The 12,355-nt window shown below is 67.8% G+C and carries 8 protein-coding genes and 2 pseudogenes; 7 read left to right on the forward strand and 3 right to left on the reverse strand.

The window, feature by feature from the left end:
* Positions 1-210: 210 nt before the first annotated feature.
* Positions 211-495 carry a hypothetical protein gene (locus tag KIK09_RS35260; RefSeq protein WP_214323775.1) on the forward strand — a complete coding sequence of 95 codons (285 nt, stop codon included), beginning with the start codon at positions 211-213 and terminating at the stop codon, positions 493-495.
* Between the two features lie 59 nt (positions 496-554).
* Entirely contained in the window at positions 555-1,487 is a 933-nt protein-coding gene (locus KIK09_RS35265; RefSeq protein WP_214323776.1) for an alpha/beta fold hydrolase, read from the forward strand.
* A 362-nt stretch (positions 1,488-1,849) separates the two neighbouring features.
* Here the strand turns inward: KIK09_RS35265 and KIK09_RS35270 are convergent, their stop codons facing one another.
* Both KIK09_RS35270 and KIK09_RS35275 read right to left on the reverse strand, forming a co-directional pair.
* Positions 1,850-2,677: a Bax inhibitor-1/YccA family protein gene (locus KIK09_RS35270; protein WP_214323777.1), complete on the reverse strand. Its 828-nt coding sequence runs from the start codon at positions 2,675-2,677 to the stop codon at positions 1,850-1,852.
* A 1,211-nt stretch (positions 2,678-3,888) separates the two neighbouring features.
* Positions 3,889-6,657, reverse strand: a complete 2,769-nt coding sequence (locus tag KIK09_RS35275) for an ATP-binding protein (RefSeq protein WP_214323778.1) — start codon at positions 6,655-6,657, stop codon at positions 3,889-3,891.
* A 724-nt stretch (positions 6,658-7,381) separates the two neighbouring features.
* On the opposite strand from KIK09_RS35275, the gene KIK09_RS35280 reads away from it, so the two are divergent.
* The 3 genes from KIK09_RS35280 to KIK09_RS35290 all read left to right on the forward strand — a co-directional run bounded on the left by KIK09_RS35280 (position 7,382) and on the right by KIK09_RS35290 (position 9,915).
* Positions 7,382-7,678, forward strand: coding sequence for a hypothetical protein (locus KIK09_RS35280; RefSeq protein ID WP_214323779.1), 297 nt, complete (start codon positions 7,382-7,384; stop codon positions 7,676-7,678).
* 86 nt (positions 7,679-7,764) lie between these two features.
* The gene (locus tag KIK09_RS35285; protein ID WP_214323780.1) at positions 7,765-8,655 is read left to right on the forward strand and encodes a helix-turn-helix domain-containing protein; all 891 of its coding nucleotides are present in this window, start codon (positions 7,765-7,767) and stop codon (positions 8,653-8,655) included.
* Between the two features lie 60 nt (positions 8,656-8,715).
* Positions 8,716-9,915 carry an epoxide hydrolase family protein gene (locus KIK09_RS35290; protein ID WP_214323781.1) on the forward strand — a complete coding sequence of 400 codons (1,200 nt, stop codon included), beginning with the start codon at positions 8,716-8,718 and terminating at the stop codon, positions 9,913-9,915.
* Between the two features lie 35 nt (positions 9,916-9,950).
* Here the strand turns inward: KIK09_RS35290 and KIK09_RS60720 are convergent.
* Positions 9,951-10,192 (reverse strand): annotated as a pseudogene (locus tag KIK09_RS60720) (cupin domain-containing protein); the annotation flags it as partial.
* Between the two features lie 473 nt (positions 10,193-10,665).
* Between KIK09_RS60720 and KIK09_RS35300 the strand changes: the two are divergent.
* Together KIK09_RS35300 and KIK09_RS35305 are read left to right on the forward strand one after the other, a co-directional pair.
* A pseudogene (locus KIK09_RS35300) lies at positions 10,666-11,103 on the forward strand (DinB family protein); the annotation flags it as partial.
* A 58-nt stretch (positions 11,104-11,161) separates the two neighbouring features.
* A complete protein-coding gene (locus KIK09_RS35305; protein ID WP_250574282.1) occupies positions 11,162-12,193 on the forward strand; it encodes an alpha/beta fold hydrolase in 1,032 nt (343 codons plus the stop codon).
* Positions 12,194-12,355: the final 162 nt, after the last annotated feature.

Below are 12,355 nucleotides of genomic sequence, written 5' to 3' on the forward strand. Positions count from 1 at the left end.
CGAGATCGTCTATGAGACGGTCGCTGCCGAAACCCGCTGCACGAGATGCGGCGCTCCCCTGGAACGTCCCCGTCTCCGAGCAGGCGCCTGGCCCGTCCGGGTCGCCACCCGCTGCCGGGGCAGCGCCCGCCATCGCCACCGCGCCGCCGTCTCCCGCGCCCCTGACGGCCTCCACACCGACCCTCTCATCCGCGCCTAGGAGGAGCCCCCGTGAAAGTGATCTTCAACTCCGTCCATGCCCTGGCCGACGCGCTCCGCCGTGCAGCCGAAGCCCATGCTTCCGACTCCGGCCCGGACCTCGGTTCCGACTGGCCTGTCTGGTACGCCCACCACATGGCCGCCTTCAACGGCTTTGGCCGCTTCAGCCATCTGCCCGAGCCGGTCCGCCTGAAGGACACGATCGCCACCCATCCCGCGGCTCCTCCGCCCGACCCCAACGGCAACCGTGATCCTGACCACGAATTCGTCCTCCGCTACGCCTCTCCGGACTTCTGACCGAACTCATCGACCCACCGGACACCGCGTCCGGACCAGCGACACCCTTGGAGCTTCCGATGACCTCATCGACGACACACGCCGATCCCCTCTCGCAAGGCACCCACACCTACCTCGTGGCCGGCCTCGTTCAGCGGTACCACGTCCACGGGACCGGCCCCGTGTGCGTGGCCCACTCCGGGGGGCCCGGCATCTTCTGGGAGTACATGCGGATGCCGGCCCTCGAAGAGCACCTGACCATGGTGTACGTCGAGCCCATCGGCACCGCGCCGGACAATCACCTGCCCTCACACCCCCACGGGTACACGCGGGAGCGCTACAGCAGCTTCCTGGGGATGCTCATCACCCGGCTCGGTGTCCGGAAGGCGTACCTGCTGGGGCACTCGCATGGCGCCTTCGTCGCCGCTTACCACGCCCTTCACCGCTCCGAGCAACTGGCGGGGGTCGTCCTGTATGAGGGCGCTCCCGTCACCGGCCCGGAACATGGTGCCGAGGCGGGTCGCATGGTGGAGGCGTTCGCTGCGAAGCACGCCCACCACCCGGGGCTGCCCGGCGTGCTGGCCGCGTTCGGGGCGATGTCCGGTATCTGCAACGACGAGCAGACCGAGGCAGTCGCCAAGGGCGTGCTGCCGTCGTACTTCGCTGACTTCTGGGGCAACGAGGAACGGTACGGCCGGTTCCGGAACGCGATCCGGGCCACGTACATCTCCGGCCTTGACGAAGATCTCATCCCCGACACCGTCGATGATCGCGCCGCTCTCAAGAACCTGACGGTGCCCGCCCTGGTGATCGTCGGCAGGCACGACGTGATCTGCGGTGTGCGCTGGGGGCTCGAACTGGCCGAGCTGATCCCCGGCTCGGTCCTGCTGATCCTGGAGAACAGCGGCCATCTGGGGCATGTAGAGGAACCCGAACTGTTCGCCGACGCGGTCCGCCGATTTGTCACGGAAACCGCAGAACCCCAGGACAGCGCCGGACAAGCGTCGAAGTAACTTCACCTCCGGGCCGCCCTGAGGCCAGTTCGCGGCGGAGGTCTTCCTGCGGGCGCGGTATGCGGCGGCCCCATACTTGTTGCCGCACCGTTGGCGACACATGCCGTGAGGACAGCCGATGTAGACCTGCGTGCACCAGAGTTGCCGCGCTCCTTCGCAGGAGGATCTCCGGGCCGCCGAGCAGTTCGACGTCCTGGTGGCCAGGGCCTGGCAGGGGAATCGTCGGTGTGGCGGCCGCTGTCGCCTGCTGTGGGTCGCTGGGACTTCGCGCGCGGTCCTGTTATGGAGGGCGAGCAAGCTCTTCGAGAGGTGTCCGAGCGTCACCTTCGCCCGTCACGTCCGTGTCTCCGGTATCCGTGTGGTCAGTTGTCACTCTTGAAGATCGTCAATACCTGCAGCACCTCCAGGTAGATCCACACCAGTGTCGTGGTGAGACCGAAGGCGGCGAGCCAGGCGGCCTTGTCCGGAGCGCCATGGGCGATGGCATCTTCGACCTGCTTGAAGTCCAGGGCGAGGAAGGCCGCGCCGAGCACGATGCCAACCAGACCGAAGACGATGCCGAGGACCCCGCTGTGGAAACCGAGGCCGTTCCCCGCGCCGAAGGCGGAGAAGAGGGCATCGGCAACCAGCAACAGCAGGAAGCCCATCGCGGCGGCGCCGACGAAGCCTGCGAACCGCTGAGTGACCCGGATCCAGCGCATCCGGTAGGCGATGAGCGTCCCTGCGGACACCGCGAATGTGCCGAGCACCGCCTGGCCGACCACACCCGCAGCGATGTGCGTCGAGACAGTGCTGGAGAACACGCCGAGGAAGACGCCCTCGAATGCGGCATACCCGAGGATCAACGCCGGGGACGGGGTCGGTTTGAACACCTGGATGATCGACAAGACAAAGGCGATGACGGCTGCGGCCACGGCAATTCCATAGGACCGGCCGAGGTTCGCCTCATCGACGGGCAGCAGCAGCCAAGACAGCACGGCCGTCAGGACCACGATTCCAAGAGTTGTCGCGGTGCGGACGATGACGTGGTCCATGGTCAACGAGGCTGAGCCGACCTCTCGACTGGTGTCGGTGGGGGGAACGTAGGGATTAGTCCCGTAGTCGCCTGCAGTGGCGTTCACCGGGCCGCGCTGATATGAGCCCGACGGGCCAGTGCTCCATCGGGAGAGGATTGGGTTGCTGCTCTTCACGTTATTTCTCCTCTGTTCGCCGCATCTGCGGCTGGTACGGATGGTTGGTCAGCCGGTCAAGCCGTCCGGTTCCGGCCGCTCATTCAGGCCTCGGCCACATCCGCACGCCGCCGGTGCCGCTCACGAAGCGCACCTCGCGGTGAAGGAGCTGGCGTCCGATGCCGCCTGGTGAGACCGGGCCCGATTTCCGCCCGGAACTCGACCGTGATCGCGGCAGCCGTCTCCTGGGCGAACTCGAACCTCGCCCGCATCGGCTGCCGGGTGAACTCATCAAACAGCTGGTCGAGGTCCAGGTCCTCGGGCGCCGAATGCGCTCGCCATGGTGACTGGTCACGGTGCATACCTTCCGGAAGTTCCCTTAGTGGTCGAGGTCCGTGCATCAACCCTTCGCCGGGAGCGAGGATCCGCGCATCGGTCACATGACGCTCAATGTCCCAGGGTCCACTGGGTCACTTGGCCTGAAGAGGGCCCGAGAAAGACTTCCGCAGGGACAACAGAGCGACTACGGACAGCAGGGCGGCGAGGAACTTGCCCTTGAGCGTGCTCGGCCGCCGGGGTCAGCTCCGCGTCGACCCGGGCGGCGGCGGTTACTTCGGCCCGGTGGCGCCGATGGAGTGGACCTTGAAGATCCCGGGGTCAATCGTGGGCCAGACATCGGCACGAGAGGGTCCGGAGTCGGTCAGCACCCTCAACACCTCCTTCGGGCTGTGTGCGGACATCAGGTGGAAACCTGCGACTGCCAGGGGAGCTCCATAGCTGAAATCGCAACCGGTCTGACCGGTGACGGGATATGTGTGTGTCTCAGCTCGCAGGAAGCGCCGTCATTTGACTGATGTCAGTCGCGGCACCGCAGCGAAACAGTGGGTGCACCGAGGACAGACCTAACCCGAAGTCGACCTGTCCGTGGTGCCCAAGCAGGCGCACTGAATCCTGTACGGCGCGCGTCGACGAGACGGCCGGGCGTTCCGATGAATACTCCACACACAATCAAAGCGGGTTCGCACGGGGCGCGTACTCTGACGATCACCTCTCCCGCCCAGTTGCCGAACTCATCCGCCGCACCGGACGCCCGCTCATCTGGCCACCGCCGAGACGGAGTGGGACCTCGAGCTGTTCCAGGCCTGACCGAGGAGTTCGGGGATGTCATGCTCGGCCCGCCCGGTGCCACACCCGCGAGCCTGGGTACGGACTGGCAGGGGTGAGTCCCGGATCTAGCGGTCCAGCAGATCGCCGTTCTGGTTCAGGGCAGCGGCGAGCTGGCGGCGGGAGGTGATGCCGAGCTTCCCGAAGACGTTGCGCAGATGCCACTCGACGGTGCGAGCGCTGAGAAACAGCTGGGCGCCGATCTCCGAATTCGTCAGACCGTCGGACGCGAGGCGGACGATCAACGTCTCCTGGGCAGTGAGGGTGCTCTCGCTCTCCACCGTGCTTTGCCGGACCCGTTCGCCGGTCGCCACCAGTTCGCGGCGGGCGCGTTCGGCGAACGCCCTCATCCCCAGATCGGCGAACATCTCGTGAGCGATCTTCAACTGGTGGCGGGCGTCCACACGGCGGTTGTCTCGACGAAGCCACTCGCCATAGACCAGGTGCGCCCGGCCCAGTTCCGGACGCAGCGGAGTTCGACCGAGCCGGTCTATGGCCTCCAGATAGTGCTGCTCTGCGACGTCTCCGCCGCTGAGCAGCGCGCGCGAGCGAGCCTCCAGGCCGAGCCCCACATCGGTGCCGCCAGCCGACGTCGACTCCGCCAGCCGGGCGAGGGCCGCCTCGGCGACCTCGACGGCCCCGGTGCGGGCGGCGGCTTCGACCAGTTCGGGCAGCGACCACAGGGCGACGAACAGATCGGAGGAGCTCTCGCTGGACGCGACGGCGGCGGCCAGTGCCTCGTCGTAGCGGCCGAGCCCGTTGTAGAGGACCGCAGCCACCCAGTTCGCGTACGTAACGCTCAGGCCCTGGCCGGTCACCGCCGCCTCGGCGATCATCGAACGTATGAGCGGGACGGCCTTCTCCTCATCGCCACGCAGGCAGGCGAGCATCGTCGGGCCCAAGGCGGCCGCGGGTGCCCCGGTCGCCTCACAGACCGTCTCGGCCTCGGCGAACATGGCTGCGGACGCTGCGAATTCGCCCGACCAGGTGGTCACAGTTCCCAGCGTTGCCAGCACGATCGGCAGCAGGTCGAACGCACCCACCGTCCTGAGAACCTTGAGTTCCCGTTCGAGGAGGAAGCGCCAGTTGGTAAAGTCCCAGCTGCCGACAGCGGCGGCGTGCGCGAACCAGCCCCAGCGCAGTACCTCGTCCGGGGTGAGGGAGGCGTCGACGATCGCGCTGACCGCTCTCCTCAGGACCGATGCCGCGGCGTCCGGGCCCTCCACGATCACCCGCGCCAGCGCGTCGAGGACGAGTTCGGCCTCATCCGGGTGTGCCGACACCGGCAGCCCACGCGCGGCTTTGGACACGTCCGCCAGGCTTCCGCCGATCGCGAGGTCACCCGCGAACATCGCGGCCATCCACGCGTTGAGGTATGTCTCGCGAGCCAGGTCGAGGTCGAGTGGTTCGAGTCGCTTAGCCGCCTTCAGTAGCAGCGGCGGACCATCGTTGCCCAGCCCGGAGGCGAAGGCGACATTCCCCCGCAGCAGGTCCGCGCGGGCGCTCTGCAGTTCTGTCAGCGGTTCCGCCCGCACGATCGCGAGCAGTTCGAGGACACGGTCGTAGGAGCCGGCCTGCAGGTTGGCCTGAGCCGCGGCGAGCATATGGTCGGCCCTGCGCGTCGGATCGACGGTCAGGGCAGCGGCCTGCTCCAGGAACGCCGCCGCCGCGTTGGGCCCGCCGCGGGCTTGAGCCCTGCTCGCGGAGCGTTCGAGATCGGCAGCTGCGTCTTCGTCCGGCCCGTCCGTCGACTGCGCTCGATGCCATGCCCGGCGATCCGGATCGGCGACCGGATCGGTCGACTCTGCCAGCGCGCGATGCACGGCGCGCCGCTGCTCGGTCGTCGCCGATCGGTAGGCGGCCCTTCGGAGCAGCGGATGCCGGAATCTGATCCGATGCCCGAAATCGGCGAGTCCCGACTCCGTCGCGGGCCGAGCCGCCAAGTGCGAGATCCCCAGGAGGCCAGCGGCTCGCCAGATCAGCTTCGCGTCGCCCGAGGGGTCGGCCGAAGCCAGGCAGATCAGCTGCCTGGTGTCGCCGGGCAGCGCATCCAACTGCCGGGCGAAACTCTCCTCGATCCGTCCCGACAGCGGCGCCGTTCCCGGAAAACCGAACCCGCCGGCCAGTTCCTGCCGGGACATCGTCCGCGGCAGCTCCAACAGCGCCAGCGGATTGCCCCGCGTCTCGGCCACGATCTGATCCCGTACTCGCGTGTCGAGCGGCCCTGTCAGCGCGGTGGCGAGCAGTTCGTGCGCGTGCTGGTCGGCCAGCCCGTCGAGGCGCAGCTCACGAACGCCGGCCACCTCATCGGTCGGAGTCCGCGTCCCGAACACGATGCCGATCGGGTCGGCCCCGAGCCTCCGCGCGACGAAGCCGAGTGCCTGCGCCGACGCCCGGTCCAGCCAATGCAGATCATCTGCCACGCAGAGCAGCGGCTGCTCCCTGGAAACCTCCGACAGCAGGCTGAGGACGGCCATCCCCACCATGAACCGTGCCGGAGGCGGCCCCTCTGCCAACCCGAAAGAGGTCCGCAAGGCCAGCTGCTGCGGTGTGGGCAGCGCCTCCACCCGTTCCAGCAATGGGCTGCACAGCTGGTGCAGCCCGGCGAAAGCCAACTCCATCTCCGACTGCATGCCCGACACCCGCAGCACTCTGAATCCGCGCGCCTTGGCGGCCATATCGTCGAGCAGTGCCGTCTTGCCGAGCCCCGCGTCCCCGCTCAGGACGAGGGCACGTCCCTCACCCGCGCGAACGGCCTTGAGAAACTCCATGAGCGTCTCCCGTTCGCTGACCCGGTTGACCAGCTCGACGGGCGCATCTGCCAGGCTCGGCACCACCAACACATCCTTTCACCTGCGCGGATAATGCCATGAGCGCAAAGGTCTCAGCAATTTGTCGTCGGTGGCCGGGAGCCAAGAAAGGAGGGGGCCTCGCATGGTGAGACGGTCGCGCTCCAGAAGCCTCGACATTTACACATTATTCGCACCTCCAAGCGCGTCGAGCACCAGATCGATCGTGACGGCGTCGGGACCTGCGCTGACTGCTTGGCGGGAGACCAGGTCGGGTGGTGCGTGGCGGCCAGGCGCACGGCTTCGCGGTACTCAACCAGCCCGTTCGTCCGGGCGTCCGCGCAGCAACCCGACCGTGCCCGTTCGCACACGGCGCAGGCAAGATCGCGGCTTGTGCCCGTTCGTGTGCTGTACCGGATAGTGGTTCGGGTGTTCGGCTGGCTGATATTGCTCGGCCGCAGTCAGGCGTCCAACGGGCGGTCAGTTCTGTGATGTCGACCGCGTTCACCAGTGCCTGCAGCTCGAGCCGCGGGCCGTTCGCTGTCGGTGCCGGCTGTTAGCGTAACGCCCGAAATGATCCGATCACGCTGATGCGGGCAGGAGATGGCATGACGACGGAGAACGTCGGCGCGGTTCGGCTGTGATGGTGGCAGGCCCGGCCGGACGGCTCGGACGGCGACCCGTTGAGGACGGCCATCGCGTTCACTGCGCCTCGATCGTCAGCCTCCCATAAAGCGGCTGTCCGGAATCACCGTGGCCCCTCAGCCAGAGTTTGGACACCACGTTCAGCTGCCGTGGCTGGAAGATCCCACAACAGCTCGTCAACGATGTGCGCGGCATGACCCACCCTGCGTTCACCGCGACATCGCGGGCAGCCGACGACTACCTGAATGAGCGTGCGCTCCCTGATCGGCTGACGGCGCTCGGGAAGCCGCTGCTGGTGATCTTCGGTGAGGAGGACCGGCGTCACGCCGCCGAATACCGCGCCGTTCCGGGCGCGAGAGTCGAGTTGCTGCCCGATGTTGGACACTCCCCCCATGCTCGAGGATTCGCCGCGCAGACGCGCTGATCGAGACAATGAGCCGGCTTGTCCCGCCCGGACTTGCATGCGTGAGGGTCGGGCATCCTGCGACACCTGCCATTAGCCTCGGCCGCATGGTGTTCGACTCCGTTCATTTCGATCTCCAGCCCTATGCCGGTTTCGACATGGATCGATACGTTCGGCGCACGCACTGCAGCTGGGAGAACCTCGGCTGGCAGTCCTTGCTCGCGCAACGGTTCGACCATGTCCCGATGGTCGAGGACATGGAGTTGCCGGCCGCGGCGGACTTGCACCTGATACTGCCCCTAGAGGGTCGGACTGTGATGGAGACGCGGATCGGTGGTCGATGGAGCCGCCACACCTGGATGCCGGGGCGGCTCGAACTGGGCGTCCCGGACCGGCCCGCCCTGCGCCGCTATCGCGCGGAGGGCCCGTTGCGCAGCGTGCAGGTCCATATCCCGCGCGGCATCGTCGAAAAGGCCGCGGAGCAGCTGGGTGGCCGCGCGGTGGACTACGCGAGCATGGCGGCGTCCGTGGCCGCCGGCGATCCGCTGATCGAGGAGGCTGTCCGCGCCGTCGGTTCCGCCGACGAGACCGGCGACCTGTACGCGGAGTCCGCGGCCGCCTTCCTGGCCGTACACCTGCTCACCCGCCACTCCCGGCGACCTGGTCAACGGGCGCCGGTGCGGGAGGACGCACGCGTCCGCGCGGCGATCGCCCTCATGCGTGACCGGCTGGCCGAACCGCTCACCCTGGCCGACATCGCGGACGAGGTGTATCTCAGCGTCTATCACCTCGTCCGCGTGTTCAGCCGAGCAACAGGAGAAACGCCCCACCGGTTCCTCACCCGGTTACGGATCGAGAAGGCGCAACGCCTGCTGCGGGATACCGATCTCCCGGTCGCCCAGATCGCGCCGCTCTGCGGTTTCGCCAGTCCCGGTGCTCTGTCGACGGCCTTCCTGCGGCACACGGGCGTTCGTCCCTCGGCATATCGCAATTCCTGACCGCTCTCCCGGCAATCTCGGGCATGGCCCTGGGGGCGGCCCCTTTCTAGGGTTTCGTCCATGTCTGGAAACTCGGCGACAACGCCTGAGATCGAGCCCTACCCCCTGCACATTCCCGACCGCGATTTGGCGGACCTGCGGACTCGTCTCGACGGGGTTCGGCTTCCCGAACCAGAAACGGTGCCGGACGCCGCGCAGGGTATCGAGTTGGATCAGCTGAGGATGCTGCTGAATACCTGGCGACAGCATGACTGGCGGGCCAGGGAAAAGCAGTGGAACGCGATTCCGCATTACCGCGTGCGCCTCGACGGCCTGGGTATCGCGTTCTGGCACGTGCGCTCGCCCGAGCCCACAGCGCTCCCCTTGTTGTTGACCCACGGCTGGCCGGGCTCCTTCCTCGAATTCGAGAACGTCCTCGGGCCGCTCAGCGATCCGGTCGCCCATGGCGGTTCCGCGAGTGACGCCTTCCACGTCGTCATCCCGGCCCTGCCAGGGTTCGGGTTCAGCGACCGTCCACGCGAGCGCGGCTGGCACCCCGCCCGTACGGCGCGGGCGTGGGCCGAGCTGATGACCGTGCTCGGCTACGAGCGGTTCGGCGCGCATGGCGGAGACTGGGGCGCGTTCGTCAGTACCGAACTGGCGCGCCTGGTGCCCGAGCGCGTCGCCGGCCTGCACCTGACGATGCCGATCGCCTCTCCCCTGCCGGACGACCGGATCTCGCCGGACCCGGCGGAACAACGCATGCTGGAGCGGCGTGACATCCATCTCGCGGACGGATACGGCTTCGGGATGATCATGAGTACGCGCCCGCAGACGCTCGGCTACTCCCTGCTCGACTCGCCTGCAGGTTTGGCGGCGTGGCTTGGTGAGAAGTTCGCCGCCTACTCCGACACCCGACCGGAGGCCGGCGGCGGGGTGAGCCTGTCGCAACAAGTGGACAACATCGCCCTGTACTGGCTGACCGGGACCGGTGCCTCCAGTGCTCGCTGGTACTGGGAGGCCATGCGGTGGGTACCACGCAGCGCCGAAGAAGAGAACGGGCAACCGGTGACGGTGCCCACCGCCTGTTCGCTGTTCCCGGCCGAGCCGTGGCCGACCGCCCGGCGCTGGGCCGAGCGCCGCTACCACGACCTCCGGTCATGGCACGAGCTGGACCGCGGCGGCCACTTCCCCGGTCTGGAACAGCCAGATCTTCTGGTCTCCGAAATCAGGGCCGCATTCCATCACGTACGTCACCATCCCGGCGATCTCACACAGTGAGGGTCTCCCCTTCATCGGCAGTCGGCCTCGCGACGTCAGGGGTGGAACTCTGCCGTCTTGCAGGATGGGAAATCTCTCGCTGAGTGAGAGGGCCGATGCGGGTCGGCGCGTATGTGCGTACGCATTCCTTGCGGGTCGAACAGGATAAGAAGCCGCCGTCGGCGCTGCCCAGCCGGTGCGGCAAGGACGTGTCGAACTCGGCTGCCTCACCGGGCGGCAACGTCAGGTCGCGCTCGCCGAGGATGAGCCGCAGGCGTCTGCTGAGCATGTACGGCCAGCAGCACGAACGTCATCCCGAACTTCCGGATCGGCGTGAGGTGGATCCGGGGGTGCGCGGAGCGCCTACGAGGAGTCGCGGCCCCACCGCCTCGAGCACCTCGTCCATTTCGTGGTCCACGAGGCCATCTTGCGAGAACAGCAAGATTTCGTGCCATATCGGTGTGCGCCTGGCGAGACTGTGCGGGCACCGACGGAAGGAGTCTTGATGAACGCCAGCGACGCGGTCATGTTCTGGGACGGCGTGTACGAGGCACGACCAACGGCCACCGATCCGCGGCCGCGCCCGTACCTGAGCCCGCGGGAGGTCGCGGCGGGTATCGACCTGGACGCGGTGACGTGGACGGTCGAGCGGGCGACGCACTCCGCAGGATCGCGATCGGGCCGGGCGGGCGCACCGCCGAGGTCACCGACCACGTGCTGCTCATCCGGCGCACCGCCTGACCCGGCGGACCACGAAGAGAGGAGACCACCATGCCTGACACCGTGCGCCGCCGCGACACTCCGCCGCCCCTGACCGGGAGCAGCGAGGCTGAGGTCCTGCGCGGATTCCTCGGCTACCTGAGGACCTCGGTCGCCGCGAAGGTCGCGGGTGCCCCCGAACCGGAGGTGCGAACGGCCGCGGTGCCGTCGGGCACGAACCTGCTCGGCCTGCTCAACCACCTGACCTTCGTCGAACGCTCGATATTCCTCGGAGACCACGTCACCGACTGGCCGGCGACATTTCAGGCCGCGCCGGAGGACAGCGTGGCCGATGTCGTCGCCCGCTACCGCGAGGCGGTCGAGCGCGCGAACGACGTGCTCGACGGGTGCACCGACCTCGGCGCACCGGTCCCTCGACCGCGGCTGGACCGCCCCGCTCCCAGCATCCGCTGGGCACTCACCCACATGATCGAAGAGACGGGCCGCCACGCGGGCCACACGGCACGACCGGACGCTGACCCCACCTTCTCCAGGACAGGAACACCTGATGACCGCAACCCGGCCGTTGTCGCGCCGCTTCCTCCGATCCGCGCGTACGGCGGCGACCGTCACGCTCACCCTCCTGCTCACGATGGGCACCGCAGCCTGTTCCACGCCGGCAGCCGGCGACGTTCCTCCCTACGCCGTCGCCACCCAGGAGGATCCCCAGTTCAAGAACACCTTCCGGCACGAGTTCGCCGACGTCGACGGCGTCCGGATGCACTATGTGACCGGCGGCAGCGGCCCGCCAGTGGTGCTCATACACGGTTGGCCGCAGACTTGGTACGGCTGGTGGCCGATCATGCCGGCACTTGCCAAGAACCACACCGTCTACGCTGTCGACCTTCCCGGACTGGGCGACAGCACCGGCTCACCGACCGGCTACGACAAGGCCACTCTGGCGCGGTACGTGCACACGCTGATCGCCGGTCGGCTCGGGGTGCGTGACGCCCGCGTCGTCGGACACGACTTCGGCGCCGCAGTGGCATTCCAGTACGCCAGCCAATTCCCCGACGACACCGCCCGCCTCGGCTACTTGGACCTGCCGCTACCCGGGCCCAGGATCGATGCGTCAACGTACCGCTCACTTAGCTGGCACATCGCCTTCCACTCCCAACGACGGGTCCCCGAGGCGGTGGTCGGCGACGACGTCCGCGAGTACCTGGCGCTGTTCTACCCGCAGGTATCGTTCGGCGGAACGGCGTTCGGCGGGACCTCGGATCGATCCCCGTTCACCGACGCCGAGATCAACGAGTACGCACGGACCTATAGCCGGCCTTCGGTCCTGTCGGGCGGCTTCGAGCTCTACCGCGCCCTCGACAAGGACGTCCGTGATACCGCGGCAGCGGCACCGGTACGTGTCCCGACCTTGCTCATGACCGCTCAGGGGCAGCTCGACGCGATCCGAGCCACGGTGGCCCCGCGCATGACCAAGATCGTGCGCGCGGTGGACGTGCCGCACGCAGGGCACTGGCTCGTCGAGGAGAACCCTCGGTTCGTCACTGCGGAGCTGGTGCGTTTCCTCGACGGGAACAGGTGACAGAGGCCGCCCTCACCAACCGAGGTGGGAACCCGCTCACCAGCGCGCGCGACAAGATCGGGATAACGTGACCCCTGGAGGAACTGGACAATGCCGATGGATCCAGGCACCCCTTCAACCATCGCGCCGACGTGGAAACGATCTACGGAGGAGGGACGCGTG

Origin of the sequence: Nonomuraea sediminis (assembly GCF_018531495.1) — a bacterium.
Classification (GTDB): Bacteria; Actinomycetota; Actinomycetes; order Streptosporangiales; family Streptosporangiaceae; genus Nonomuraea; species Nonomuraea sediminis.

Excerpts from the sequence above, each read along its gene's own strand:
- KIK09_RS35265 (WP_214323776.1), top strand. The coding sequence starts at position 555 with ATGACCTCATCGACGACACACGCCGATCCCCTCTCGCAAGGCACCCAC.
- KIK09_RS35305 (WP_250574282.1), top strand. The coding sequence starts at position 11,162 with ATGACCGCAACCCGGCCGTTGTCGCGCCGCTTCCTCCGATCCGCGCGT.
- KIK09_RS35290 (WP_214323781.1), top strand. The coding sequence starts at position 8,716 with ATGTCTGGAAACTCGGCGACAACGCCTGAGATCGAGCCCTACCCCCTG.
- KIK09_RS35285 (WP_214323780.1), top strand. The coding sequence starts at position 7,765 with ATGGTGTTCGACTCCGTTCATTTCGATCTCCAGCCCTATGCCGGTTTC.